This is a genomic window from Rufibacter glacialis (genome assembly GCF_008271745.1).
In the GTDB taxonomy this organism is placed as follows: Bacteria; Bacteroidota; Bacteroidia; order Cytophagales; family Hymenobacteraceae; genus Nibribacter; species Nibribacter glacialis.
In genome coordinates, this window is the sequence record NZ_VKKZ01000022.1 from 172241 (window position 1) to 199067 (window position 26827).

Below are 26827 nucleotides of genomic sequence, written 5' to 3' on the forward strand. Positions count from 1 at the left end.
TACTCCAACTAGCATGTTAAAAGGTAATCGCCTGCAGGGGCTTTGTGTAGCACTTCTTTTCTTTGGATGCACTGCTGCTTTTGCCCAGAAAACCACGGTCAAGTTTGATTTCGGCAGCGGCAAAGTGGCCAAAGGATTTACCGGCGCCACGGCAAAGGATGTGTATTCAGAAGCGAAAGGCTACGGGTTTGAACCGGCTACCCCGGTCACGGCGGTAGACCGGGGTAGCAAAGATGCGCTGAAGGGCGATTTTGTGACAAGCGAGAAGCCCTTCTATTTTTCAGTGAAGGTGCCGGAAGGCAACTACAAGGTGACCGTCACCTTGGGCGACCCTAAAGGGAAATCCGCCACCACCGTGAAGGCGGAATCACGGCGCCTGATGCTGGAGAACATCCAGACCCAGGCAGGGCAGTCGGTGAGCAAGACTTTTATTGTACATATCAAAGACCGCAAAATAAACGACACCAAGCAGGTAAGCCTGAAGCCCCGGGAGCTGACCAAGCTGGACTGGGACAACAAGCTCACCCTGGAATTTAGCCAGAAACCTGCCTTGGCAGCGGTGGAGATTACCAAAGTGGAAGACCAAATCACCGTTTTCCTGGCGGGGAATTCCACGGTGGTCAACCAGGAAGATGAGCCCTGGGCCTCCTGGGGGCAGATGATTCCCCGTTTTTTCAAACCCGGGGTAGCCATTGCCAACCACGCTGAGTCAGGCTTGTCGTTGGGCAGCTTTATTGGGAGCCACCGGCTGGAGAAGATCCTGAGCGTTCTCAAGCTGGGCGACTATGTTTTCGTGGAATTTGGGCACAACGATGAAAAGGAAAAAGGACCCAACGCAGGCCCTTATAAGTCTTACACCGAGCGGCTTCGCCTGTTTGCCAGCGAGGTGAAAAGCAAGGGCGGTCATCTGGTGATTTTGACGCCTACGGCCAGAAGGTCTTTCAACGAACAAGGGGATATGACCAACTCGCACGGGGATTACCCAGACGCGGCCAAAAAAGTAGCCGAGCAGGAGAAGGTTCCCCTCATAGACCTAACCGCGCACACCACTACTTTGTATGAGACGCTAGGGGTAGAGGGTTCTAAAAACGCCTTCGTGATTTACCCAGAGCAGAACCTGAATGACAACACGCATTTCAATCCCTACGGGGCATACCAAATCGCTAAAATGGTGGCAGAGGGAATAAAGGCCCATAACCTCAACCTGGCGGCCTACTTGCAGGAACTTCCTACCTATGACCCCAAAAAGCCTGATCCGTTTAAAAACTTTAACTGGCCCCCCAGCCCTAGTGCCAGTTTGCTGAAACCAGACGGGAATTAGCCTCAAGCTTAAGGAAGTAGTTGAAAGTAAAAGGTCCTTTCTCCTGACTTCCTATTGGTTAAAAAAGCCTTCCTTATGCCTGTTAAATCAAAAGTGCCACCCCAGTGTTCTTGCTGAAAATAGTATGAAGCAACTTCTATCCTTTCTTCTTTTATCTATTACCCTGATTTCCTGTACGGTACTGCCAAAGCAACCTGCGCAAGAGGAGGTGTATCTCTTCTCCTACTTCAAAGGAAACGGCGACGGTTTGCACTTGGCCTATAGCCAGGACGGGTACCAATGGAAGGCGCTCAAAAACGACTCTATCTTTCTCAAACCAACTGCGGGTATTGACAAATTGATGCGGGACCCTTGCATTATTAGGGGCGGAGACGGCAAATTCCACATGGTCTGGACGGTGAGTTGGAACGAGAAAGGAATAGGATACGCTAGTTCAGAGGATCTCCTGCATTGGTCGGAGCAAAAGTTTATTCCCGTAATGGCGCATGAGCCAAACGCCCGCAACACCTGGGCCCCGGAGATTACCTATGATGCCAGGAACAAAGAGTACCTGATCTATTGGGCCACTACCATTACCGGTCTGTACCCTGAAACGCAATCTGCCATGGATAAGGCATACAACCACCGCATCTACTACGCCACCACCAAAGACTTCAAAGACATTAGCCCCACCAAGCTGCTGTATGAGCCGGGGTTTAATGTCATAGACGCCAGTATTGTCAAAGACCAAAACCGGTACGTCATGTTCCTGAAAGACGAAACCCGGGAACCGGCGCAGAAAAACCTTAAAGTAGCCTACAGCAAGAACCTCACGGGACCCTACTCGGCGGCCGGTCCTCCCATCACCGGCAACTATTGGGCAGAAGGCCCCACCACCCTGCAACTGGGGAAGAAGTGGATCGTCTACTTTGATAAATACACGCAGCGTGCCATGGGGGCCGTGCAGTCTGAGGATCTGGAAACCTGGGAAGATATCTCAGATAAAATCTCTTTTCCGCAAGGAATGCGGCATGGCACCATCTTCAAGGTGAGCAAGCACGAGTTTGAGAAACTGTTGCAGTAAGCACCTCCCAAAACAAGCTCGGTATCCGCTGCCCCACCTCTTGGAATCCTTTTATTTCCCAGATGTGAAATAGCCAAAGGGTTCAAACCAAGGTTTTTCCAGTGCGACTTATTCAGGCAAAGCTGGAGCGCGGAAACCGGGAGAAGAAGCTGCGGGCCTGTAGTACCACTCGTAGGAGCCTCCCTATTTTCCCGCAAGCCTTTTCCCTCTGAGAAGCAGAGCCAACCGTCCAAAGTATTTTCCTGAAAACAGCTGCTTGCCATGACAGTACAGGATAGTGTTTATCTGCCATCCTTCTATCTTGAGTCATCATTCATTCTAGACCCACGTTATGCAGGCACTTCTTGGCGTTCTTTTCCACTTTATCGGCGGTTTCGCTTCCGGTAGCTTTTATATCCCTTACAAGAAGGTAAGGAATTGGGCCTGGGAGTCTTACTGGATTGTGGGCGGCATTTTCTCCTGGCTTTTTGCCCCTTTGGTAGCAGCGTACCTGACCGTTCCTGATTTCATGGGCATCATCAGCAGAACAGATTCCACCACGGTCATGTGGACTTACCTGATGGGACTTTTCTGGGGAGTGGGGGGCCTTACCTTCGGGTTGGGCATGCGCTACCTGGGCGTTTCCCTGGGTATGTCGTTCATCCTGGGTTTCTCCTCCGCCTTCGGGGCGTTGGTGCCACCTATCTACCGCGATTTTGTGGGTACTACCGACGGGGAGACCTTCACCGGGATGCTGAGCAGCCCCGGCGGGCAGGTAGTTTTGCTGGGCATTGCGCTCTGCCTGGTGGGCATTGCGGTCTGCGGAAAAGCGGGCACCATGAAAGAGAAGGAGATGACCACCGAGCAGAAAACCGAAGGCATCAAAGAATTCGACATTAAAAAAGGCTTCACGGTAGGCATCATCTCGGGTGTCTTGAGCGCCTGCTTCAACTACGGAATTGAGGCCGGCAAACCCATGGCCCTGGAAGCGGTGCAGATGGGCGGCAATCCTCTTTTCCAGAACAACGTCACCTTTGTGGTGATTCTCTGGGGCGGCCTTACCACCAACTTCATCTGGTGCATGATCCTGAACGCCCGCAACAAGACCTTCAGCAATTACACAGATAAAGGCACTCCCTTGCTGAGGAATTACCTGTTCTCGGCCCTGGCCGGGGTCACCTGGTTTATGCAGTTCTTTTTCTACGGCATGGGCGAAAGCAAACTGGGCAACGGCGCCAGTTCCTGGATTCTGCACATGGCCTTCATCATCCTGATCTCCAGCGTGTGGGGCATGGCCCTGGGTGAGTGGAGAGGCGTACGGCGCAAAACCTTTAGAACCATTCTGGCGGGCGTAGCCGTGATCATGACCTCCATCATGGTGGTGGGCCTGGGAAACTCCTTTTAAATCAGAGGCGCGTTTAGCATCTGATTTCCTGAAAACATACCAAAAACAGCGCCTTTCCTTGACAGAGGGCGCAATCAACCATCTACACTTTCATATTGTGTTTTATGTCAGAAGTTAAGACAAACACCACATTCAAGCACGTGAGCTATCTGTGGGACGAGGCCAAGGCGGCCGAACTGGAGGGCGATGAGGTAGCACTGCTGATCTACCGCTCTAACCTGTTGGGGGCAGACCTGCGCCTGACGAATTACGGCGGGGGAAACACCTCCTGCAAGACCACGGCCAAGGACCCCTTGACCGGTCAGGAGACGGAGGTGATGTGGATCAAAGGTTCCGGCGGTGACATTGGGACCCTGAAGAAAAGTGGTTTGGCGGCTTTGTACGTAGACCGGCTCAGAAGCCTGGAGAGTGTCTACCGCGGCATTGCCCACGAAGACGAGATGGTGGAGCTGTTCAACCACAGCATCTTTGACCTGGCCTCCAAAGCCCCGTCCATTGACACGCCTTTGCACGGTTTTCTGCCGTTCAAGCACATAGACCACCTGCACCCAGACGCGGCCATCGCCATTGCGGCGGCCAAAGACGGCAAGCGCATCACCGAAGAACTCTTTGGTGGGGCCATTGGCTGGGTAGACTGGCAGCGCCCGGGCTTCGACCTGGGATTACAGCTGCGCCAGTGCCTGAACGAGAACCCCGGCATCAGGGGCATCATGCTGGGTTCGCACGGCCTTTTCACCTGGGGTGACACCGCCTATGAAAGCTACTTGAACACCCTGGAGGTGATTGAGCAGTGTGCTGAATATTTAGAAGAAAACTATGCTAAAAACGGTCCGGCCTTCGGCGGAGCCAGAATAGAGAGCCTGCCTGCTGGGCAGCGCCTGCAACAAGCCGCGGCTTTGGCTCCGGTCTTGCGAGGTTTCTGCTCCAGCGAGCGCCACATGGTGGGCCATTTCACCGATGATGCCCGCGTGCTGGAGTTTACCAACTCCCATGATTTGGACCGGTTGGCGCCCCTGGGTACCAGTTGCCCAGACCACTTCCTGCGCACCAAGATCAGCCCGTTGGTACTGGACCTGCAGCCCGGTGAGGATCTGTCTGACGTGAAGGTTTTGAAGGAGCGTTTAGCGCCTGCTTTTGCTCAATACCGCCAGATGTATACCCAGTACTACGAATCCTGCAAGCACCCCAACAGCCCGGCCATCAGAGATACCAACCCGGTGATCATCCTGTACCCGGGAGTGGGCATGTTCTCCTTCTCCAAAGACAAGCAGACCGCCCGCGTGGCTTCTGAGTTCTACGTGAACGCCATCAACGTGATGAAAGGAGCCGAGGCCATTTCAGAATACACCTCTTTGCCGCGTCAGGAAGCCTTTGACATTGAGTACTGGCTCCTGGAAGAAGCCAAGCTGCAGCGCATGCCAAAGCCTAAAGCCCTTTCCGGCAAGATTGCCCTGATCACGGGAAGTGCCGGGGGGATTGGCAAAGCCATCGCGAAGAAGTTTGTGGAGGAAGGCGGCGTGGTGATCCTGAACGACATGAACGAGGAACGCCTGCAAAGTGCCGGCGAGGAGTTCAAGAAGCAGTACGGCAAAGATTCCTACGCCACGGCTACCCTGGATGTGACCAAGAGCGACGAGATTCACGAGGCATTTGCCACCGCGGCCCTGGCTTTTGGGGGCATTGACATCGTGATCAACAACGCGGGCCTGTCCATCTCCAAAACCATTGAAGCCCACCAGGAGAAAGACTGGGACTTGCTGTATGATGTGTTGGTGAAGGGCCAATTCTTCGTGACGCAGGCCGCGGTGGAAGTGATGCGCAAGCAAGCCATTGGCGGCGATATCCTCAACATCGTGAGCAAGAACGCCCTGGTGAGCGGACCCAACAACGCCGGTTACGGCAGCGCAAAAGCCGCCCAGCTGCACCTGAGCCGCCTCAATGCCGCCGAACTAGGCGCCGACGGAATCCGGGTGAACGTGGTGAACCCCGACGCGGTGATCTCAGACAGCAACATCTGGGCCGGTGGCTGGGCCGAAGGGCGGGCGAAAGCCTACGGCATCACCGTAGAGGAACTGCCGGCTTACTACGCCAAACGCACGCTGCTGAATCAGATCATTCTGCCGGAGGACATCGCCAATGCCTGCTTCGCCTTTGTGGGCGGACTGCTGAGCAAATCCACGGGAAACATGCTCAACGTGGACGGCGGCGTGGCCATCGCCTTCCCCAGGTAGCCGGCTAAGGCAATCGTTTTGGCGCTGTTTCTCTGGAAATGGCCCCAAAACGATTTAGCTTACCCTTGAACTACCGTGAAATGAGCTGAGGAAAGGGCATTGCCACAAGCTTCGCTGTTTTCAGGCGGTTTTCTGAAAATCAAGACCAAAACCCATGTCCCATCCTTCTCTCTCCGGAGGGGGGACCTAACAAACAAAGCCATGCAACTAGAGAAATATAAAATAGACGAATTCAACCACAGCCAGCAGGCGGAACATACGCGCAAGTTTGAGTTCCTGGCCGAGGGGCTTCCCAAGGTGGAGGAGGTGCTGCAGAAGCTGGTGGATTTTCAGATTGCCATTCCTTCGTGGGCCTTGGGAACCGGCGGAACCCGTTTCGGGCGTTTCTCCGGGGGCGGCGAGCCCAGAAGCCTGGAAGAGAAGATTGAGGACGTGGGCTTGCTGCACGCCTTGAACCGCTCCAGCGGGGCCATCTCGCTGCACATTCCCTGGGACATTCCGCAGGACTACAAAGCCACCAAAGCCCTGGCGGCCCAATTCGGGCTCAAGTTTGATGCCGTCAACTCCAACACGTTCCAGGACCAAGCGGACCAGGCCAAGAGCTACAAGTTCGGGTCTATGCAACACGTGGACCGGGCGGTGCGCCAACAAGCCATTGACCATAATATTGAGGTGATCAAACACGGCGTGGAACTGGGTTCAGATTCGTTGACCGTTTGGCTCGCCGATGGCTCCAGCTTCCCGGGCCAGCTGAATTTCCGGAAGGCGTTCCAGAACACGCTGGAGTGCCTGCAGGAGGTGTACGCCGCCTTACCAGATAACTGGAAAGTGTACGTGGAGTACAAAGCCTTCGAACCCAATTTCTATTCCACCACCGTGGGCGATTGGGGCCAGTCTTTGCTGTACGCGAACAAACTGGGTCCTAAAGCTTATACCCTGGTAGACCTTGGGCACCATTTGCCCAATGCCAACATTGAGCAGATCGTTTCTCTGCTCTTGATGGAAGGCAAGTTGGGCGGGTTCCACTTCAACGATTCCAAGTACGCAGATGATGACCTAACTGCCGGCAGCATCAAGCCTTACCAACTGTTTTTGATCTTCAATGAACTGGTAGAGGGCATGGACGCCCGAGGCATGAACCACGCCACTGATCTGGGTTGGATGATTGACGCCTCGCACAACCTGAAAGACCCATTGGAAGATCTGTTGCAGTCGGTGCAGGCCATCATGATTGCCTATGCGCAGTCGTTAATGGTAGACAGAACCGCCTTGAATGAGGCCCAGCAGCAGAACGACGTGGCCCGGGCGCAGGAAATCCTGCAAGACGCTTTCCGTACTGATGTGCGGCCCTTGGTGGCCGAGGCGCAAATGCGGGCGGGCGGAGCCGTGAACGCCTTGCAACTGTACCGTCAGCTGAAGGTGCGGGAGAACCTGATTCAGGAAAGAGGCCTTAAAACCGTTTCCTCTGGTTTATAGGCAAAGACGAAGACCTTGAGGTTGGAACGAGAGAAGGAAGAGGGTGAACCTTCCCTTTCTATTCTCTCTTTCACTCCATCACTCCATCACTCAATTAACCAAGGCATGCAGAAGATACCGGTAATCGCCATCTTTGACGTGGGCAAGACCAACAAGAAGCTGTTCCTCTTTGATGAGCACTATCGGATCGTGTATGAGCGGACGGCTAAGTTTACCGAGACGGTAGATGAAGACGGTGACCCGTGCGAAAACCTGGAAAGCCTGCGGTTATCGGTGTTTGATTCTTTGCGGGCGGTCTTCAAACGGCCTGAATTTGAGATCAAGGCCATCAACTTCTCCACTTACGGGGCCAGTTTCGTGTACGTAGACGAAGACGGCAAGCCGCTCACGCCCCTTTACAATTACCTGAAACCCTATCCTGAGGAGCTGCAGAAGCAGTTCTACGCTACCTACGGGGGAGAGGAGAATTTTTCAAAGGAAACCGCCTCGCCGGTGCTGGGTAGTCTCAACTCAGGCATGCAGTTGTACCGGATTAAGCAGGAGCAGCCCGTGGTATTCCAGCAGATGAAGTACGCGCTGCACTTGCCTCAATACCTCAGCTCCCTTATTTCCGGCGAGTTTTATTCAGACATCACCAGCATAGGCTGCCATACCAACCTCTGGGATTTTACCAAAGGGGATTACCACGCGTGGGTAGACCAGGAAGGCATACGGGAGAAACTGGCCCCGCTGAAAGGAGCCGACGAGGTGCTTTCGGCCTGTTTTCCGGGAAACACCTACAAAGTAGGCATTGGGCTGCATGACAGTTCGGCGGCGTTGATCCCGTACCTGGTGAATTTCCAGGAACCATTTGCCCTGATCTCCACCGGTACCTGGTGCATCACGCTCAACCCGTTCAATACCGCGCCCCTCACGGCCGAGGAGTTGAAGCAGGATTGCCTCAGTTATCTACAGTACAAAGGCAAACCCGTGAAGGCCTCCCGTTTCTTTGGCGGGTATGAGCATGAACAGGAGGTGAAACGCATCGCCATCCATTTTGACATGAGTACCGCTTTGTTCAAGACATTGGAGTATCACCCGGAGATCATCCAGAAACTGCAGCGAAACCAGAGAACTCCAGAAGTCAACCAGGAGAAAGGCAATGCCTTGCCCACCTCCGGTTTTGCGGAGCGGGATCTGGCGGCTTTTTCAAACGGGGTAGAGGCCTACCACCAGTTCATGCTGGACTTGGTGGCGCAGCAGGTGGCTTCGAGCCAATTGGTGCTGCAGGATACTGGGGTAAAACGGATTTTTGTGGACGGAGGCTTCGGTAAGAACGCCATTTACATGAACCTGTTGGCCGGCCATTTTCCAGAGAAGGAAGTGTACGCCGCTTCCCTGGCGCAGGCTACCGCCATTGGTACGGCCTTGGCCATACACCCGCAGTGGAACACCAAGCCGTTTCCCAATGATCTCATTGAACTGAAATATTACGCAGTAACCCACCAGGAGGCATAGAAGATGACGGTAGGGCTTTTCATTCCTTGTTACGTGGATCAGTTTTACCCCAACGCGGCCATTGCCACGCTGGAACTGCTGGAGAAAGCAGGAGTGAAGGTGGTGTACCCCCAGCGGCAGACCTGCTGCGGGCAACCCATGGCCAACTCCGGGTTTGAGCACCTCACCAAAGACTGCAACGAGCTCTTTGTGCAGAACTTCGCCCAATTTGATTATATCGTGTCTCCCTCGGGAAGCTGTGTGTTGCACATCAAAGACCACCTGCACTCAGAGAAGCACGAAGACCAGGCCCAGGGCATACGAGGGAAAGTTTACGAGTTAGTGGAATTCCTGACGGATGTGGTGAAAGTAGAGAAACTGACTGCCCGCTTCCCGCACAAGGTAGGGCTGCACCAGAGCTGCCACGGCCAACGGGGTCTGGGATTGGCGCAGATGTCAGAATTGGTGGCCCCGGCCTTTTCCAAGCCTGAGCAACTGCTGAGCATGGTGCAGGACCTGGAACTGATCTCGCTTTCCCGGAAAGACGAGTGCTGCGGTTTTGGGGGCACGTTTTGCGTAGCGGAGGAAGCCGTCTCCGTAAAGATGGGCAAAGACCGCGTAGCGGACCACCTGCAACACCAGGCCGAGGTCATCACGGGAGCCGACATGAGTTGCCTTATGCACTTGGAAGGCATTCTGAGAAGGCAGAAAAGCAACGTGAAGGTGATGCACATCGCCGAGATCTTAAACGCGCAGGAGGGATGAGGATGAAGGAAGAGCACACCAAAGACCACGCGGCACTGGCCGAGGATTTCAACCAGGACGAACCACGGGTCAACTGGCACGACGAGACGCTCTGGTTTATCCGGGAGAAGCGCGACCGGGCCGCCTTTGCCATCCCAGACTGGGAGCTGCTGCGCGAGACGGCCTCGCAGATCAAATTCCATACCCTGTCTAACCTGAGCCAGTATTTGCAGCAGTTTGAGGCCAATGCCCAAGCCAATGGTATGACGGTGCATTGGGCAGCCGATGCGCAGGAGCATAACCAGATCGTGCACTCCATTCTCCAGCAGCACGGGGTGACCCAAATGGTGAAAAGTAAATCCATGCTCACCGAGGAATGCCACCTGAACGATTACCTGGAACAGCAAGGCCTGGAGGTGATCGATTCTGATTTAGGGGAACGCATTGTGCAGCTGGCCAAAGAGCCGCCCAGTCACATTGTGCTGCCCTGTATCCATTTAAAGAAAGAGGAAATAGGCAATATCTTCCACCAGCACCTGGGCACCGAGGCCGGCTTGTCGGACCCGCAGATTTTAACCGAAACTGCTCGCCAGCACCTGCGCGAGACGTTCCTGACCCGTAAGGCGGCCCTTACCGGAGTGAACTTCGCTATTGCCGAAACCGGGGAGTTCGTGGTCTGCACCAATGAGGGCAACGCCGATATGGGTGCTCACCTGGCAGATGTGCACATTGCCAGCATGGGAATTGAAAAGCTGATTCCCAGACGGTCTGATTTAGGGGTGTTTTTACGATTATTGACCAGAAGCGCCACCGGTCAGCCCATTACCACCTATTCCAGCCACTTCAAGAAGCCCCGTCCCGGGCATGAACTGCACCTCATTTTGGTAGACAACGGCCGCAGCGTGCAGTTAGGGCGCGAGGATTTCCGGAACTCGCTTAAGTGCATCCGGTGCGGGGCCTGCATGAACACCTGCCCGGTGTACCGGAGAAGCGGCGGACACAGTTACCAGTCGGCGGTGGCGGGACCTATCGGGTCTATTCTGGCCCCTAACCTGGACATGAAGAAGCACGCCGATCTGCCCTTTGCCTCCACCTTGTGCGGCTCCTGCTCCAACGTGTGCCCCGTGAAGATTGACATCCACACCCAACTCTACAAATGGCGGCAGGTAATTGTGAAGGAAGGCTACGCTGATCCAAAGAAGGCCATCGGTATGAAAGCCATGAACCTGGTGCTGTCTTCGCCCAACACCTTTAAGCTGTCGGGCAAAGCGGGCCGCTGGTTTATGAAAACCGTTCCTTTTTTGGTCAGCAACCAGATGAATCCCTGGTACAAACAGCGCGAGATGCCGCAGCCTCCAAAAGAATCTTTTGGCGAATGGTACCGCAAAAACCGCCCACAGCATGACTAGCAGAGAACGCATACTGGCTGCCGTGGCCCAGAACCAACCTGCTTTGACACCTTTGCCGCTGGTGCCCTCTTTTCAACTGGAGACGCCTGACCTGGTGGAGAAGTTTTCTCAGGTAGCCGTGAACATTGGGAGCTGGGTGCTAGAAGTGAGGGATTATGAGGAGATCCAGGAAATCCTGCTGCAGGATTTCAAGGCCCACCACCGGATCATCTCCCACGTGCCGGAAGTATCCTCTTTTGCAGATGCCACGGCGTTGGAAGACCCACAACGGCACCTGTTGGAGAACGTGGACCTGGCCATCATAAAAGGGCATTTTGGAGTAGCGGAAAACGGGGCTTGCTGGGTGACCGAGGATCTGCTGGGGGTGCGGGTGGTGCCGTTCATCTGTCAGCATTTGGCTATTATTCTGCCAAAACACCAGATGGTGCCCTTGATGCATGATGCCTACGAGAAAATTGGCGACGCAGAATACGGGTACGGGGTCTTTATTGCCGGGCCTTCCAAAACGGCAGACATTGAGCAGTCCCTGGTTTTAGGAGCCCACGGCCCCAGAACCCTGACTGTGTTTCTGATGGAGTAAAGATGAGTAAGTAAGACAAAAGCAAAGCAACATCTACAAGCCCTCTATAAGAAATAAGTATAACAGAAATAGTAACTGCCCTATATTATCCTTCTTACCCCTTGCCCTTTAAAGTTATATCCTAATAAACAATCGGTAACCAGTCTTGCATAGAATCCCGGAGGCTGATCAACCGCTAAGTCACTATCTAATATTTGAAAAGCAATAATATATAACCACCTAAAAGATACTTCGGACCCTTCTGCCTAACAACCTCCTATTTGGGTGATGCCTCTTTAAAAATCCTTGCCTCACCTGACCCTTCTTTTACAGCAAAGCCCCTGAAGATTGAACCTGCTTTTAGAAAAACATCGTGTTTCGCTATGGATACCTCCAAACAAATTATTGCTGTTGCCTCCCGGTATGGAGTGGTGATTCAGCACATGTTTTCTGATCTATATTCAGCCATCCGGTTTCTTAAAAAAGGGGAGAGGGAAGGGAAACATTTTGCCTTAGGGGCCTTTGATCCTGTGAGCGGGGTGGTGTATACCTTAGAGAAAGAAGCGGAAAGCTGTACCTCTCGCAAGGTAGTGCATGAGAAATTAAGTTATTTTTTAGAATTAGGGCTGAAAGCCTCCAGTGTAAAAGCCTACTGAAGAACCGTCTAAGCTTCTTTTTTCACTTGGTTCGGCCTGAACTTCAACCCCAGCCTTTTTCCTTTCTGAAAAGAAAACAGCTTGTTTCAGGTTTAACGGGCTGCCGCCCTCTTCCTGCCTTACGCAAGTGCGGAATCTTTATTTTTTGGCGGAAACTTCCCATCAGATAAATCCTCTATTTGTCCTCCATCAGGTACCTTGGGTGCTTTAGCACCTAAGGAAACGTTCCCTGCCTTACCCCATCAGGTATAGTCCAAGTTGGCTATTTTCATGAAAGATGGACACCATTTTTATATCTTTGCTTTTACCAAAAAAATTAAAACGTACGTTTTAAGTCTTATTTGCAGAAAATAGGCTGAAAACCTCTATAACACGCAACGCATGAAAGCATATGTTTTCCCGGGCCAAGGCTCTCAGTTTGTAGGAATGGGCAAAGACCTCTATGAGCAGCACCCCGCCGCCAAAGACCTTTTTGAAAAAGCCAATGAGATCCTGGGGTTCCGCATCACCGATATCATGTTCTCCGGGACCGACGAGGAACTGAAACAAACCAAAGTAACCCAACCCGCCATTTTCCTGCATTCCGTCATTCAGGCGGCAGTGGCCGAGGACTTCCAGCCTGAGATGGTGGCCGGTCATTCTCTGGGTGAATTCTCTGCCCTGGTGGCTAATAAGGTATTGTCTTTTGAAGATGCCCTGCGACTGGTGTCTAAACGTGCCCTGGCTATGCAAAAGGCCTGCGAAGAGCAGCCTTCTACCATGGCGGCTATTTTAGGCCTGGAAGATGAAAAAGTAGAGCAAATCTGCGCCGAAGTGGACGAGGTAGTGGTAGCTGCCAACTTCAACTGCCCGGGCCAGTTGGTAATTTCGGGCTCTATTGCCGGGGTTCAGGAAGCCTGTGAGCGCCTGAAAGCCGCCGGTGCCAAACGGGCCCTCGTATTGCCTGTGGGCGGTGCTTTCCATTCGCCCCTTATGAAATCAGCGGAGGCGGAACTGGAGGAAGCCATCAAACAGACGGAGTTCAAGCAGGGTATTTGCCCTGTTTACCAGAATGTAGACGCGAAACCGCACGTAGATCCGCAAGAAATCCAACAGAACCTTATCCAACAATTGACCGCTCCCGTACGTTGGACTCAGTCTGTGCAGCAGATGATCGCTGACGGCGCAACACTCTTTGTGGAGTGCGGGCCCGGCAAGGTGTTGCAGGGATTGGTGAAAAAAATTGACAAGAACGCCGAAGTTAGCCAGGTAGGATAAACCAAGTTTGCTTTTCCGGCAACCAGATAAAACGCGAGATGGGGCACATACAGCAGCTTTTCAACCAGAAAATGCCAAGACAATTAGTGTTTGGCCTGGACATCTGTTTATGTGCCCTGTCTTTTTTCATGGCGTACCTGTTGCGCTATAACTTTGACCTGAAGAAGTACACAGAGCTTTCAGTGGTGCAGATGCTGCCCATTGTACTGGTGGTAAGGGCTATTGCCTTTTATTACTTCCGCACGTATGCCGGCATTCTGCGCTACACCAGCTTAGATGACCTGCGCAAGCTGTTCCTGGCGCTCACGGCCAGCTCATTTCTGCTGATTTTCGCGCAGCTAGTCTACAACAAGCTGCTGGGTTTCCAGAATTTTATTCCCATCTCGGTGCTTCTGATTGACTTTCTGGGGAGCATCCTGGCTATGTCCTTGTTTAGGGTGTGGGCCAAGATCGTGCATTATGAGTGGCAGCATAGTAGTTCCAGCAAGGTCAATGTGGTCATCTTTGGCGCGGGCGAGGTGGGCAGCATCACCCTCCAGACCTTGCAGCAAGACATGGGCACGTATTACAACTTCGTGACTTTCCTGGATGATGACAAAGCCAAGCAGAACCTGATCATCAACGGGGTGCCCATCACCTGTCCGGCGGCAGATCTGGAAAAGCACCTTGCCTCCCTGCAGGTAGATCTGCTGATCGTGGCGGTGCAGCAGCTTCCTATTGCCCGGCGCCGGACCTTGGTAGAAGCGTGTCTCAATGCCGGGGTACAGGTGTTGGTGGTGCCACCCGTCTATAAATGGATCAACGGTGAACTCAGTTTCAAGCAGATCAGGGAAGTGCGCATTGAGGATGTCTTAGGTCGGCCCGCCGCCGAGATTGATTCTCCTCTGCTGCACAAGGAACTGCAGAACCGCACCATCTTGGTCACCGGCGCCGCGGGCTCCATTGGGAGCGAGTTGGTGCGGCAACTCATTAAGTTCAAGCCAAAGCAATTGATCTTGTTAGACCAGGCCGAATCTGCTTTGTATGACCTGGAACTGGAACTGACGGAACTGTATGTAAAGCTCCACTTTGAGGTAGTGCTGGGCGATATCTGCCACAAAGAACGCATGGAAGCGGTTTTCCGCAGCTTCAGGCCGGAGCTGGTTTTCCATTGCGCGGCCTACAAACACGTGCCGGTGATGGAGGAGAACCCTACGGAGTCGTTGAATACCAATATTCTGGGTACCAAAATACTGGCGGATCTGGCCATCAAGTACCAGGCCCAGAAGTTCGTGCTCCTTTCCACCGACAAAGCCGTGAACCCTACCAGTGTCATGGGCGCCTCTAAACGGCTCTGCGAGATGTACGTGCAGGCCCTGGACCATTACCTCCGCGATTCCGGCAACAAGCGCACCCGTTTTGTGACTACCCGCTTCGGGAATGTGCTGGGCAGCACGGGTTCCGTGATTCCCCGGTTCAGAAAGCAGATTGAAGACGGCGGCCCCGTTACGGTGACGCACCCTGATATTTCCCGGTACTTTATGTCCATCAGGGAAGCCTGCCAGCTGGTGTTGGAAGCGGCCTCAATGGGCACCGGCGGCGAAATCTATATCTTTGACATGGGTGACTCCATTAAGATCGTGGACCTGGCCAAAAAGATGATCAAACTCTCTGGCCTGACGCTAGGCAAAGACATCCAACTTGTGTATACAGGATTGAGACCCGGCGAAAAGCTGGAGGAAGAGCTGTTCCATGAGAATGAATCGGTGCAGGCCACCGCGCACCCCAAGATCAGGCTGGCCAACCTACCCACGCCCCACAGTGAGCAGGTGCTCCACGAAACCCAGGCCCTGATCGACCTTTTCGCTTCACAGAACAATGTGGCAGTGATCAAGAAAATGAAGCAGCTGGTGCCGGAGTACGTAAGCCAGAACTCTGTCTACCAGAAATTCGATGTGCGCAAGTAAGGGTTAATGTGCTAATTTGTTAATTTGGAAATTTGAAGATTTGGAAATTTGGGGATTGGAAATGAGCTAAATCGTTGTTAACCGATGACCTCTCCCTGATCTACTCTTCAGTTTTTGACCTGTTTTACTAAAGTAAACCTAAAGTGTTTTCTATAGGTTACCAACCCCATTTCTTGGGCGTTTTGACAAGATTTCTTTAAAATCAGGCCCATTTAGGGCATCAGCCTAAAAATAATTGCCCAATTTTACCTTCAACACCTCAGCCCATTGCCTCATTTTCACATCTCCACATCTCCAAATCTTCACATCTTCAAATCTTCACATTAGCACATTAAAAAATTAGCACATTATTACCCAACTTCTTTCACTTCCAGCGGGTCTGGGCATTCTTCCAGTAGTTGGGATATAGTTTTCTGCAGGACCGGGTGCATAAAGGTGGGGGCTACCTGGGCTAAGGGCGTTAATGTGAACCGGCGGAGGTGGAGCTGTGGGTGGGGCAGGTGTAATTCCGGGGTGGTTATCACCTGTTGGCCATAAAACAGCACATCAATATCAATCACCCGGGCTCCCCAGCGCTCCTTTCTGATGCGGCCCAGGTCCTGTTCTATGCGTTGGGTAAGGGCCAGGACTACCCTGGGCGAAAAGCCGGTGTTGAAGACCAGCACCTGGTTCAGGAACGGGGGTTGGTCTTCCAGGCCCCAGGCCGCCGTCTCGTAGAAGCTGGATTTTTGCCTTGTTTTCCCGAAAAGGGCCTCTAAACGGGTGGTGGCTTCCGCTAAGTAAAAGCAGCGGTCGCCCAGGTTGCTGCCTAGCAGGAGGTACAGAGAAGTCATGAAAGGCGCGCCAGGGTGTCTTGGAAGAATTGGATGGTTTTGTCGGCGGCGGCTTTGGCCAGGTCTGGCAGGTGTTCCTGGTCGTAGGGGTGGCGGCCCCCGAAGGCATGGTCGCCTTCCGGCAGAAGGAAAAGCTCTGCGTAAGGGTTAGCAGCATGCAGGCTATGCGCCATCTGCACGGGCAGGGTTTCGTCTTTCTCCCCGTGCACAAGCAGCAACGGCATCTGTAGTTTCTCTATGGCTTTGGGAATGTCCAGCCTTGCCCGGTTGGCATGGAAGTTCTCCACCAACTGGTAGTAGAGGGGCATCTGCTGGCCGGTGCGGGCGTTGGCAATGTACTGTACCCCGTCTTGCTTCCACTTAGCCATGACCTCTGGGGCCCAGCGCTGGTCTATGTCACTGATGGCGGACCAGGTGGCCACCGCCGTTACCTCTGGGGCCTCCGCGGCCTTCAACAAGACCAGTCCGCCCCCGCGGCTGTGGCCAATCAGGAAAAGGTAGTCGGTATCAATCTCCTGGGCTGGAATAGCGGCAGGGTTGGTTTTCAGGTAGTCCAGCAACGTGCCCACGTCGTCTAGCTCAATGCAGAAATTGTTGTTCCCGAAGGCTTCCAGATTGGTCAGGTCACTGCCGTCTGGTTCTACCCCGTTGTGGGAGAGGTTGAGTTTCACGAACACGAAGCCGTGGTGCGCGAAATAGTCGGCGAGCAGGTTGAAATGGCCCCAGTCTTTGAATCCTTTGAAGCCGTGCACAAACACCACCACCGGTTTGGCTTGGCCGTCTGCGAGCCAGCGGGCGTCTACCGCAAAGTCACGGCCGTGGGGGGAGGAGAGAAGAAAGTGGGCGCGTTTTATCATAGACGCAAATATCTTAAAAAGCCGGGAAGTAACGCGGGAATAACGGGAATTCCAAACCGGCGTTTGCTTCTGAGGGCGGAGCCTCGTAATATTGCGCCCGAGAGATGAGCAGCCCTTTAGACCAGATACAGGCCCCGATTGCGATTGAGATGCAGGAATTCGAAAAGAAATTCCGCCAGTCTATGCAATCAAACGTTTTGCTCCTGGACAAGATCATGGGCTACATTGTGAAACGCAAGGGCAAGCAGATGCGGCCCATGTTCGTGTTTTTCATGGCCAAGCTCGTCCAGGAACAGATCCCCGATGCCACGTATCGGGGCGCCGCGCTCATTGAACTCCTGCACACGGCCACCCTGGTGCACGATGACGTGGTAGACGATTCCAACTACCGCCGGGGATTCTTCTCGGTGAACGCCCTCTGGAAAAACAAGATCGCGGTGCTGGTGGGGGATTACCTTCTCTCCAAGGGCTTGCTGCTTTCGCTCAACAATGATGATTTTGGGCTCCTCAAGATCGTGAGCAACGCCGTGCGCGAAATGAGCGAGGGCGAACTGCTCCAGATGGAAAAAGCCCGTCGGCTGGACATCACCGAAGAGGTCTATTTTGATATCATCAGGCAAAAAACGGCTTCGTTGATTGCCTCTTGCTGTGCCGTAGGCGTGTCCTCGGTGGGAGCTGATGCGGCCTTGGTGGAACGAGCGCGCCTGTTTGGGGAGAAGGTAGGGCTGGCCTTCCAGATCAAAGATGATTTGTTTGACTACGGCACCGCCGAGATCGGGAAGCCTGTGGGCATAGACATCAAGGAAAAGAAGATGACCCTGCCCCTGATCTTCGCCCTGCAAAAGGCCGATTGGCTTACCAAGCGCCAGATCATCTACCAAGTAAAGAACAACAACGGCAAATCTGAACGGATCAATGCGGTGATTGACTTCGTGAAGAAATCAGGCGGCCTGGAGTACTCTATCCAGTGCATGAACAAACTGCACGCCGACGCCCTGGAGCTGCTGCACACGTTCCCGGCTTCGCCCTCCAGGGATTCCCTGGAGCAACTCATCCGCTACACCATAGAACGCGAGAAATAGGTGTCTGGCTGATTTAGGCCTGGTTGGAAGAAAGGAGGTCCAAAATAGGAACATCCTGCATCTATTTTACGCCTGTTCTTGTAAATAGACCTTGAATTCAGAGCCTTCTCCTGGCTTGCTCTTGACGGTGATTTTTCCCCCGGCATTCTCCACTATTTTCTTCACAAGGTAAAGCCCTATGCCGGTTCCTTCCACCTTTTTCTCATAGCGGGTGAAAGGAATGAAGATGGAATCCAGCTTGTCTTTCGCAATGCCCAGGCCATTGTCTTTGACAGAGATCACGGTAAAATCCTTCGTCTTTCTGGTTTTGATATGGATCTCTGGTTCTATGCCAGGGGCGCGGTACTTAATGCCGTTGCTGAGCAGGTTGTAAAGAATACTCCTTAGGTTTTTGCGGGAGAATTTGATTTGGGTTTCTTTCAGGTTAAAGTGGAGGTGCGCCTTGCTTTCGTTTATTTTTTCCTTGATCGTCAGCTCCACTTCTTTCAGAATGTCGTCAAACTGGATCGTCTCCAGCTTTTCCTGGTAGTTGCCTTCAATCTTGGTTATCTCAGATAGCTCGTTGATGATGTTCCGCATGGACTTCACGGATTTTTCCAACATGCCCGCCACCAACTTCTGCTCTTCTTTGCTATCGGCTTTGCCCTTGGCTAGTTCATCTGAGATTTCCAGTAAGTTGTGGACCAACCCTTCAATGTTAGAAAGGGGGGCCTTCAGGTCATGGGAAACCGAGTAGATAAAGGTCTCATGCGATGTGTTAAGCCTTTCCAACTCCCGCAGGTTTTTCATGCGGTCTGTGATGTCTACAAACGTGATGATGACCCCGTTGGTCTTTTTCTCCTTTAAGATGATGTAAGGGAGGATATTCATCTGGAACCACCTGAAGTCAGACGTCTGGATTTCCTTCTCAAAGATCTCCCCGGTTTTAATGACCTCCTCTATGTTCTCTACAATGGTGGAATACCTGATGTTGTCCACCATTTCTTCCATGGGCCGGCCAATGTGTTTTGGCGAGAAGTCAAACTGCTTCATGGCCGGCGGGGTGAACTTTCTGAGAATCAAATCAGCGTCTACAAACAGCTGCGGAATAATGGTGTTCTGGAAATAATTCTCCAGCTCGTCATTCAGTTCAATCAGCTCTTTTTTGGTTTTGGCGCTGTCAGGATTTGATTGGGGCATGGCTTAAAACTGTTTGGGAATGGCAAGGGTAAGCCTGAAGGTATTTTCTGTTTCCAGAAAAACCCAAGCTTTGGCTAAAAGCTTGGGTTTACGTTAATTGGTCTGAAACAGATTTAAGGCAAGGAGGAAAAGCAAGGGGACGGTTAAACATTTCCTCTTCAGGCGGATAATCCAACCTCAAGCCCTAACTGACTGGTGGTTATTTCTCCGCCAACAGTTCATCAACGGTTTTATTGAAATCCTGCACAAACGCGTCATAATACTTGCCGGTGCCAGGGCCCGAGAAGCCAGTGTGGATTTTGCGCACCTTGCCCTGCTTGTCAATGAAGATGGTGGTAGGGAAGGAGAGTACGTGGTTCAAAGCCGGCAGTGACTTGGCCACCAGTTCCTTGTCTTTGGTGCCGCCAATCAGCAAGGGGTACGTGACGTTGAGCCGGTCGCGCATTTTCTCTACCCGTGCTTTGGCTTTCTCAAAGTCGGGGCTTACCTCGTAGCCCAAGCCCACTACCTCTACACCCCGGTTTTTGTTTTTGGCGTACCAAGGCGCCAGGAATTGCGTCTCATCCATGCAGTTGGGGCACCAGGACCCGAAGATCTGCGCTATGACCACCTTGCCTTTGAACTGCGGGTCATTCAGCGAAACCTTCTTGCCGTTCAGGTCAGGAAAAGAGAAGTCCAGCCGCTCATAGCCGGGTTTGAGGTAAGTCAAAGTATCTGCGGAAGCCAGTTGGAAGTTGTCGTTGCGTTTGGCCGTCCAGGTCTCGTGGCTGGACTGACCCGCGTAGAAGTCGCCTTTGAGGGAACCGTCTGGTTGGGGCTGGGCAGTGAACAGGTAGGCGTGCGCCCCGTCAAAGGCAGACAGCTTGAGTTGATCTCCGTCTACCTGGCCCTGCAGGTAGCGGTAGTCGCCGGTAGCGGTCAGGAACGTGCCGGTCAGGGCATTGCCTTGCTGCTGGAACTCGCCAATGGCCGGGTAGGTTTTGCCGTCTTCCTGAGTGAACAGCACTTCCCATTTGCCAGAAACGTCCAGGGCGGGTTTGGCCGGGTTTTCAGAAAAACGGGCGGTTTTCCCTTTTTCAGCGGTAAACGGCAGGCTGTAGGGTACGGCCTGGTCTTTCCGCTCCCAGCGGCCATTCAGTTTGTCGCCGTCTACTTTGGCAATGAGGGCCGCGTCAAAAATATGCATCTGCAGCCGCACGCTGTCCTGCGAAAAGGAAATTTCATCAATCAAAATCTTCTCATCTGCGTTAAGAAGATAGGCTACCTTCTTTCCTTCCTGGGTGGAAACCGTGAAGTTGAACGGCATGGGTTGGTTGCTTACCTGGAGGATACCACGCCAGGCGCCTTCGGGCAGCTCAGAAGTAGCCGTAGAAGGAGAGGAACAGCCCTGTAAACCCATGGCGGCCCAGGCCAGCGTGAAAAAAGAATATTTGAAAAGGGAATTCTTGTTCATCTGGTAAAAGTAAGCTTCGCGCTTCAAAATGCCACATGGCCGGGTAAAAACCTTTCAGGGCGGTGGGCCTTTAAAAGTTTGTGTAAAAGTGTTCTGTTTGCGACATTTGTGCGCGACGTTAGCATTGAACTTAAATTAATACAAAGCAGATCTATGGCATTTGATGTAGACATGATCAAGGCAGTGTATGCGCAACTGGGCGACCGGATTGCAGCGGCACGTACGGCAGTAGGCCGGCCTTTAACTCAGACTGAGAAAATTCTTTACGCCCACTTATACAATGGCTCTGCAACAGAGGCGTATGAGCGGGGTAAATCCTACGTAGATTTCGCGCCAGACCGCGTAGCCATGCAGGATGCCACGGCTCAGATGGCTTTGCTCCAGTTCATGCAAGCAGGCCGTCCTACGGTAGCGGTTCCATCCTCGGTACACTGTGACCACTTGATCCAGGCCCGCGTGGGTGCTGACCAGGATTTAGCTGAAGCGTATTCAGAAAACAAAGAGGTCTATGATTTCCTGGCCTCTGTCTCTAATAAATATGGTATCGGGTTCTGGAAGCCGGGTGCGGGTATCATCCACACCGTGGTATTTGAGAACTACGCCTTCCCGGGCGGAATGATGATCGGGACCGACTCCCACACGCCGAACGCGGGTGGTTTGGGTATGATCGCGATTGGCGTGGGCGGTGCTGATGCCGTAGACGTGATGGCCGGCATGGCATGGGAACTGAAGTTCCCGAAAGTGATTGGCGTGAAACTGACCGGTAAACTGAGCGGTTGGGCTGCGCCAAAAGACATTATCCTGAAAGTGGCGGGTATCCTGACCGTGAAAGGCGGAACAGGGGCCATTGTGGAATATTTTGGCGAAGGTGCCGCAAACATCTCCTGCTCCGGTAAATCCACTATCTGTAACATGGGTGCTGAGATTGGCGCTACCACTTCGGTGTTTGCCTATGATGAGTCCATGGCGGAGTACCTGAGACAAACCGAGCGCGGTGAGATCGCTGAACTGGCAAGCCAGGTGGCTGAGCACCTGCGCGCCGATGAGGAGGTGTACGCGAACCCAGAGGCGTTCTATGACCAACTGATTGAGATCAACCTGAGCGAGTTGGAGCCGCATGTGAACGGTCCGTTCACCCCAGATGCCGCCTGGCCTATCTCTCAGTTTGCCGCTGCCGTGCGGGAGCACAACTGGCCCACCAAACTGGAAGTAGGTTTGATCGGGTCTTGCACCAACTCTTCTTATGAAGACCTGACCCGCGCCGCTTCTCTGGCCAGACAGGCCGTTGAGAAAGGCTTGACCGTAAACGCCGAATATACCATTACCCCAGGTTCTGAGGTGGTACGGTACACGGCAGAGCGTGATGGTATCCTGGAGAACTTCGCTGAGATTGGCGGCGTGGTATTGGCCAACGCTTGCGGTCCTTGCATTGGCCAGTGGGCACGTCACACAGATGACCCGAAACGCAAGAACTCCATCATCACCTCGTTCAACCGGAACTTCGCGAAGCGGAACGACGGGAACCCGAACACGCACGCATTTGTGGCCTCGCCTGAGATTGTGACTGCTTTTGCCATTGCCGGTGATTTGACCTTCAACCCCTTGACAGATACCCTCACCAATAAGAACGGCGAGCAGGTGATGCTGGATGAACCAACCGGTATCCAGTTCCCGGTAAACGGTTTTGACGTGGAAGATGCGGGCTATGTAGCCCCGGCGGCAGATCCAAGCCAGGTAAGCGTGGTAGTAGACCCTACCTCAGACCGTCTGCAACTATTGGAGCCCTTCCAGCCTTGGAGCGGACAAGACCTCATTGGTCTGCGTCTGTTGATCAAGGCCCAGGGTAAGTGTACCACTGACCACATCTCTATGGCGGGTCCTTGGTTGAAATACCGTGGTCACCTGGACAACATCTCCAACAACATGCTGATTGGGGCCATCAATGCTTTCAACGGCGAAGCCAATAGCGTGAAAAACCTGTTGGTACAAGGCGAAGGGTATGATGAGGTTCCTAGAGTAGCCCGTACCTACAAAGCAGCCGGCGTAGGGTCTGTGGTAGTGGGTGATGAGAACTACGGAGAAGGATCTTCAAGAGAGCATGCGGCCATGGAGCCTCGTCATTTGGGCGTGAAAGTGGTATTGGTAAAATCTTTTGCCCGTATCCATGAAACCAACCTGAAGAAACAAGGCATGCTGGCGCTTACCTTCGCCAACAAAGAAGACTACAACCGCATTGAAGAAGCGGATGTGATTGACGTGTTAGGCTTGACTTCTTTCACCCCAGGGGTTCCTCTGCAGGTAAGGTTGACGCACAAAGACGGTACTACCTATACTTTTGAGGCGAACCATACCTACAACCAAGGTCAGATTGAGTGGTTTAAAGCCGGTTCAGCCCTGAACTTGATCCGTTTGCAGCAACAGCAAGCTTAACCGTTTGTTGATTCCTAAAACAGAAAAGGCGGCCCAACGGTCGCCTTTTCTGTTTTATGGCATGTAGTGGTTTTACCCTTATTTTCTAAAAAACATCCTGAAACGGAAGGCTATTTGGCAATCAGGAATTTCTGCGTGACCACTCCGGCGTCTGAGGCCAACCTCAGGTAGTAGATGCCGGCAGAAAGGGAGGAGAAGTCAAATTCCAGCTTCTCTTTCTTATGAAACGTACCCTGTGGTGAAACAAGGCCTTTGCCGTCCAGGAGTTGAACCGTTACGGACGTTTGTCTCATGGCAGAGGGCAACGCTACGGTGATTTTGCCGGTGGTAGGGTTAGGGTACAAAGCCACCGTTTTGGAAGTGATTTCCTTTGGAACGGAGGTCACGGTTTTGCCGGCGTTTATCTGGTGGTATTTCAAAAGAGCCGCCGAAGCGTTTTTGGTAATTTCCTCTCTTGACCTTCCGGCCACCAGAGCAAAGGCCACGGTGTCTGTTTCGGCGGGAGCCAATGGGCCTATTTTGGAGGAGATCACGAAATAAACATCTTTACCTTCGCCTACCCCCGCCCGTTCCCGTTGTACGCCGCCTGAAAGTGCCAGGAATTTCTCCTGGGTGGAGAACCCGTCTGAAAGCACTATTCCGGCCGAAGGGGAGTTGTCCAGCGCATAGAACCCCGGGGCCCCGTTCGTCAGGATCTGGATGCCCGCCCAAAGGGTGCTGTCTGTCAGGTGCCGCACCATGCCCAGGCGTAGGGGCGCATTCCATTCGGCCACGTTCTTAGAGGCAGCCTTGATGTCCCAATCAGCGAACATGCCGGCAAAAGCTTCGGTGATGGGTTCTTTCGTGCGGTTCGTGAGAACATATTCAAGCACTACAAAATCCTGGTTGGGGGCGTTGGTCCAGGCATAGACGTTCTGCTGGATCCGGAGGCCTTTGGTCTTGGTGGCGGTGATGGAATCCTCCATGAGGTTGGAGGCATAGAAATCGGCGTAGGGCGCATTGTACTTCTGTTGCAGGTTGGTCACTGCGTAGAAGTCCCCGTCTGTGCTGCCTTTTTCATTCCTGATGTTGTCAGAGACGTGCGTGGGGGAATACCCGATCATCAAACCGCCTTCCGGAAGCAAGGGCTCACTGCCCCGGTAGGTAACGCCTTTGCCCTGGGTGAATTTAAGCCCGTTGTAGCCAATGTTGCCACTGCTCATGATAGAGGCCACCAGGTTGTTGACATTCGCCGTCACAAAATCTGGGTTCAGCACCAGCCTGATGTACTGGTAATCAGAATAGCCCCCGGCATTGAAAGCGAGCCTAACGGTGACTGCCGTGTTAGAGGGCGTGTTTTCGGCGATCTTTAATATGAAGGGGTTGGCATAAATGTCGGTAGCCGCCATGGTAGCCACGCTGCCCACTGCCACTCTTTCCTGGATTACCTGCAGATAAGGGCTGGAGGAGGAAATGCTCACCGTTAGCCCTGAAACCGGGCTCAGGTAATTCACAAAGTTTCCCGCTAGCCTGATCTCAGCCCCCGGGGTCAGCGCCGCGGAGCCGGTCAGACTCCAGGTGGTCAATCTCACTGAAACAGGGGCAGCTTCTGTGAGGGCGCGGTATACGTTTAACCTGCCTTTTCCCAATTTCTCACGGAAAGCAGCATTGCCGGCAATAGAATAGATGTCATCAGCCGTTACCCGTAGCCTTTCTATGACCTGCAGCGCCGTGAGCGCGGGGAAATAACTACGCAGCAAGCCCGCCGCGCCGGCCACCATAGGAGAAGCATAGGAGGAACCAGTACCGTGCGCATAAGCTTGATCCCCAGAATTATGCGTGGTCAATACGTCCATTCCCTGGGCACCCAGGTCAATTTGGTGGCTGTAGGTGTGGCTGTTACCCTTTACATCATTTCTATCCAGGGCAGCCACCGAGAGAACGTTCTGGTAAGAAGCCGGATAAAAGTCCAGTTCCTCATTGGTGTTACCCGCGGCGGCTACAATTACCACGTCTTTGTTGATGGCCGCATAGTTGATGACATCCTGCTCAAAGGCAGAATGGAAACTAGCCGCCCCCCAGGAAAGGTTGATGACTTTACTCCCGCGGTCGGCAGCGTATACTATGGCTTCATAGCCTTTGAAAGAGCCGGTAGCCTTAGACGCATACACTTTGATGGGCAAAAATTTGCAGTTGTAACCTACCCCGGCTAACCCCACCCCATTGTTTGGTTGCGCCGAGGCTACTCCCGTTACCATGGTGCCGTGTCCGTTGGCATCGGCGGAAGGATCGTTGTCGCCGTCGGCCAGGTCCCAACCCCTGAAATTGTCTACATAGCCGTCTTTGTCGTTATCAATGCCATCTATGGGGTCTGCGTAGTTATACTTCAGGTTGTTTTTAAGGTCTTCATGGGTAAGCTTTACCCCAGTGTCTAAGATGGCAATGACCACGGTGGTATCACCTTTGGTGATGTCCCAGGCTTTGTAGGCGCCAATTCTTTTCAGGTAGTTCTGGCCTCCGGAAACGGAGTCTGCCTGGGGGTCAGAGGGAACGAACAACGGGGCATGGAGATAGAGGGGCTCCACGTATTCTACCTGGCCAGTACTCAGCAACTGCTTTTTAACCTGTTCAAAGGTCTGCGTGGGGGCATACCGTAACTGGTAGATCAGGGAAAGGTCTACGGCACCCTTTTTTGAGGATTTAGCCTGTGCGAGGGGAGTAGCCTGGGGGAACTTCTGTTCAGGCTTGGTGGTGGCTATTCGTTGCACTACCTCCTGCACGGCGGAAGAACCAGCGCTTTTGGCAGTGGCGGAAGCGGCAGAGGCCTTCAGTTTGTATACCAGGGTGAACGGCTCTGTCTTTGGCAGGTTTTGAGCCTGGGCAATTGGCCGGGCAAGACCCATGATGGCAAAGATAGCCAGGCAAAGGAGGTGGTAACGGTAGGTCATTGAATCAGGGTAGAGGTAGTATCAAATAGCCAATTCGTTTAATGGGACTGCTCTTGTTAGTGGCAAAGGTTAAGCAAGAAGATTTGTATTTTATGGGTATTACGTTTTTGAGCCAGGAAAGGATAGGGGAGAAGTAAGATATTAAATATATTCACATGGTATATTTCAAATATACCGTTTTATTTATATTAATTTATTTGCCCTTTGGGATTATCTCTTGCTAATTGCCGCCTCTTATGCCAGAATAAAAGAGGTTTTCTCCCTACCAAGGAACCAAGAGAAGAGCGTTGATGCTCATTTTCCGCGGAGAAGAGAAAGTTCTTTCTGGGTTGTATCCAAAGTAGAGGATAAATTTCTTTCGTCCTTGGCTCGTATATAATTTAAGAAGGAGGAGACCGGTCAAGCACCATAAGCCCGAAAGTCCTATCAAATCCAACTTGAAAATTTATGGAGAAGGAAGGGAGATACGGCTTCCCAGGAAAAACCTGGGGCTTGTAAGAGGTAGAAAACCTGAAGGTGGTAAAATAGAGGATGAGGCTTGTAC

The 26827-nt window shown here is 52.8% G+C and carries 19 protein-coding genes; 14 read left to right on the forward strand and 5 right to left on the reverse strand.

What is annotated here, in order from left to right:
• Positions 1–13 precede the first annotated feature (13 nt).
• The 12 genes from FOE74_RS14615 to FOE74_RS14670 all read left to right on the forward strand — a co-directional run bounded on the left by FOE74_RS14615 (position 14) and on the right by FOE74_RS14670 (position 15522).
• Complete coding sequence (locus FOE74_RS14615) at positions 14–1321, forward strand: rhamnogalacturonan acetylesterase (RefSeq protein ID WP_149099370.1); 1308 nt, start codon at positions 14–16, stop codon at positions 1319–1321.
• Positions 1322–1445: 124 nt separating this feature from the next.
• The gene (locus tag FOE74_RS14620; RefSeq protein WP_149099371.1) at positions 1446–2384 is read left to right on the forward strand and encodes a glycoside hydrolase family 43 protein; all 939 of its coding nucleotides are present in this window, start codon (positions 1446–1448) and stop codon (positions 2382–2384) included.
• A gap of 331 nt (positions 2385–2715) precedes the next feature.
• On the forward strand, positions 2716–3768 hold the full coding sequence (rhaT, locus tag FOE74_RS14625) for an L-rhamnose/proton symporter RhaT (RefSeq protein WP_149099372.1): 1053 nt from the start codon (positions 2716–2718) through the stop codon (positions 3766–3768).
• 104 nt (positions 3769–3872) lie between these two features.
• The gene (locus FOE74_RS14630; protein ID WP_149099373.1) at positions 3873–5999 is read left to right on the forward strand and encodes a bifunctional aldolase/short-chain dehydrogenase; all 2127 of its coding nucleotides are present in this window, start codon (positions 3873–3875) and stop codon (positions 5997–5999) included.
• 201 nt (positions 6000–6200) lie between these two features.
• A complete protein-coding gene (locus FOE74_RS14635) occupies positions 6201–7475 on the forward strand; it encodes a sugar isomerase (RefSeq protein WP_149099374.1) in 1275 nt (424 codons plus the stop codon).
• Positions 7476–7580: 105 nt separating this feature from the next.
• Positions 7581–8972: an FGGY-family carbohydrate kinase gene (locus FOE74_RS14640; RefSeq protein WP_149099375.1), complete on the forward strand. Its 1392-nt coding sequence runs from the start codon at positions 7581–7583 to the stop codon at positions 8970–8972.
• 3 nt (positions 8973–8975) lie between these two features.
• Positions 8976–9716, forward strand: coding sequence for a (Fe-S)-binding protein (locus tag FOE74_RS14645; protein WP_149099376.1), 741 nt, complete (start codon positions 8976–8978; stop codon positions 9714–9716).
• Positions 9717–9718: 2 nt separating this feature from the next.
• On the forward strand, positions 9719–11104 hold the full coding sequence (locus tag FOE74_RS14650; protein ID WP_149099629.1) for a lactate utilization protein B: 1386 nt from the start codon (positions 9719–9721) through the stop codon (positions 11102–11104).
• A complete protein-coding gene (locus FOE74_RS14655) occupies positions 11097–11684 on the forward strand; it encodes a LutC/YkgG family protein (protein WP_149099377.1) in 588 nt (195 codons plus the stop codon). The genes FOE74_RS14650 and FOE74_RS14655 overlap by 8 nt, the downstream gene beginning before the upstream one ends.
• Positions 11685–11944: 260 nt before the next feature.
• On the forward strand, positions 11945–12319 hold the full coding sequence (locus FOE74_RS14660; RefSeq protein WP_149099378.1) for a hypothetical protein: 375 nt from the start codon (positions 11945–11947) through the stop codon (positions 12317–12319).
• 381 nt (positions 12320–12700) lie between these two features.
• On the forward strand, positions 12701–13576 hold the full coding sequence (gene fabD, locus FOE74_RS14665) for an ACP S-malonyltransferase (protein ID WP_149099379.1): 876 nt from the start codon (positions 12701–12703) through the stop codon (positions 13574–13576).
• Between the two features lie 71 nt (positions 13577–13647).
• Positions 13648–15522 (forward strand): polysaccharide biosynthesis protein, encoded by a 1875-nt coding sequence (locus FOE74_RS14670; RefSeq protein WP_188686789.1) that lies wholly within the window; start codon positions 13648–13650, stop codon positions 15520–15522.
• 350 nt (positions 15523–15872) lie between these two features.
• Here FOE74_RS14670 and folK read toward each other — a convergent pair whose 3' ends face one another.
• The gene (gene folK / locus FOE74_RS14675) at positions 15873–16355 is read right to left on the reverse strand and encodes a 2-amino-4-hydroxy-6-hydroxymethyldihydropteridine diphosphokinase (RefSeq protein WP_149099381.1); all 483 of its coding nucleotides are present in this window, start codon (positions 16353–16355) and stop codon (positions 15873–15875) included.
• On the reverse strand, positions 16352–17212 hold the full coding sequence (locus FOE74_RS14680) for an alpha/beta hydrolase family protein (RefSeq protein WP_149099382.1): 861 nt from the start codon (positions 17210–17212) through the stop codon (positions 16352–16354). Before FOE74_RS14680 ends, folK begins: the two co-directional genes overlap by 4 nt.
• A gap of 104 nt (positions 17213–17316) precedes the next feature.
• Here FOE74_RS14680 and FOE74_RS14685 point away from each other — a divergent pair, with 104 nt between their 5' ends.
• Complete coding sequence (locus FOE74_RS14685) at positions 17317–18294, forward strand: polyprenyl synthetase family protein (protein ID WP_149099383.1); 978 nt, start codon at positions 17317–17319, stop codon at positions 18292–18294.
• Between the two features lie 66 nt (positions 18295–18360).
• Here the strand turns inward: FOE74_RS14685 and FOE74_RS14690 are convergent, their stop codons facing one another.
• Positions 18361–19473: a sensor histidine kinase gene (locus tag FOE74_RS14690; protein WP_149099384.1), complete on the reverse strand. Its 1113-nt coding sequence runs from the start codon at positions 19471–19473 to the stop codon at positions 18361–18363.
• 199 nt (positions 19474–19672) lie between these two features.
• Positions 19673–20926 carry a peroxiredoxin family protein gene (locus FOE74_RS14695; protein ID WP_225840831.1) on the reverse strand — a complete coding sequence of 418 codons (1254 nt, stop codon included), beginning with the start codon at positions 20924–20926 and terminating at the stop codon, positions 19673–19675.
• Between the two features lie 153 nt (positions 20927–21079).
• On the opposite strand from FOE74_RS14695, the gene FOE74_RS14700 reads away from it, so the two are divergent.
• A complete protein-coding gene (locus FOE74_RS14700; protein ID WP_149099385.1) occupies positions 21080–23356 on the forward strand; it encodes an aconitate hydratase in 2277 nt (758 codons plus the stop codon).
• 110 nt (positions 23357–23466) lie between these two features.
• Here the strand turns inward: FOE74_RS14700 and FOE74_RS14705 are convergent, their stop codons facing one another.
• Entirely contained in the window at positions 23467–26283 is a 2817-nt protein-coding gene (locus FOE74_RS14705; RefSeq protein WP_149099386.1) for a S8/S53 family peptidase, read from the reverse strand.
• Positions 26284–26827 lie beyond the last annotated feature (544 nt).

Excerpts from the sequence above, each read along its gene's own strand:
- FOE74_RS14635 (WP_149099374.1), top strand. The coding sequence starts at position 6,201 with ATGCAACTAGAGAAATATAAAATAGACGAATTCAACCACAGCCAGCAG.
- FOE74_RS14700 (WP_149099385.1), top strand. The coding sequence starts at position 21,080 with ATGGCATTTGATGTAGACATGATCAAGGCAGTGTATGCGCAACTGGGC.
- FOE74_RS14645 (WP_149099376.1), top strand. The coding sequence starts at position 8,976 with ATGACGGTAGGGCTTTTCATTCCTTGTTACGTGGATCAGTTTTACCCC.
- FOE74_RS14640 (WP_149099375.1), top strand. The coding sequence starts at position 7,581 with ATGCAGAAGATACCGGTAATCGCCATCTTTGACGTGGGCAAGACCAAC.
- FOE74_RS14670 (WP_188686789.1), top strand. The coding sequence starts at position 13,648 with ATGCCAAGACAATTAGTGTTTGGCCTGGACATCTGTTTATGTGCCCTG.
- rhaT (WP_149099372.1), top strand. The coding sequence starts at position 2,716 with ATGCAGGCACTTCTTGGCGTTCTTTTCCACTTTATCGGCGGTTTCGCT.
- FOE74_RS14690 (WP_149099384.1), bottom strand. The coding sequence starts at position 19,473 with ATGCCCCAATCAAATCCTGACAGCGCCAAAACCAAAAAAGAGCTGATT.
- FOE74_RS14620 (WP_149099371.1), top strand. The coding sequence starts at position 1,446 with ATGAAGCAACTTCTATCCTTTCTTCTTTTATCTATTACCCTGATTTCC.
- FOE74_RS14655 (WP_149099377.1), top strand. The coding sequence starts at position 11,097 with ATGACTAGCAGAGAACGCATACTGGCTGCCGTGGCCCAGAACCAACCT.
- FOE74_RS14685 (WP_149099383.1), top strand. The coding sequence starts at position 17,317 with ATGAGCAGCCCTTTAGACCAGATACAGGCCCCGATTGCGATTGAGATG.
- FOE74_RS14695 (WP_225840831.1), bottom strand. The coding sequence starts at position 20,926 with ATGAACAAGAATTCCCTTTTCAAATATTCTTTTTTCACGCTGGCCTGG.
- FOE74_RS14630 (WP_149099373.1), top strand. The coding sequence starts at position 3,873 with ATGTCAGAAGTTAAGACAAACACCACATTCAAGCACGTGAGCTATCTG.
- fabD (WP_149099379.1), top strand. The coding sequence starts at position 12,701 with ATGAAAGCATATGTTTTCCCGGGCCAAGGCTCTCAGTTTGTAGGAATG.
- FOE74_RS14615 (WP_149099370.1), top strand. The coding sequence starts at position 14 with ATGTTAAAAGGTAATCGCCTGCAGGGGCTTTGTGTAGCACTTCTTTTC.
- FOE74_RS14680 (WP_149099382.1), bottom strand. The coding sequence starts at position 17,212 with ATGATAAAACGCGCCCACTTTCTTCTCTCCTCCCCCCACGGCCGTGAC.
- FOE74_RS14650 (WP_149099629.1), top strand. The coding sequence starts at position 9,719 with ATGAAGGAAGAGCACACCAAAGACCACGCGGCACTGGCCGAGGATTTC.
- folK (WP_149099381.1), bottom strand. The coding sequence starts at position 16,355 with ATGACTTCTCTGTACCTCCTGCTAGGCAGCAACCTGGGCGACCGCTGC.
- FOE74_RS14705 (WP_149099386.1), bottom strand. The coding sequence starts at position 26,283 with ATGACCTACCGTTACCACCTCCTTTGCCTGGCTATCTTTGCCATCATG.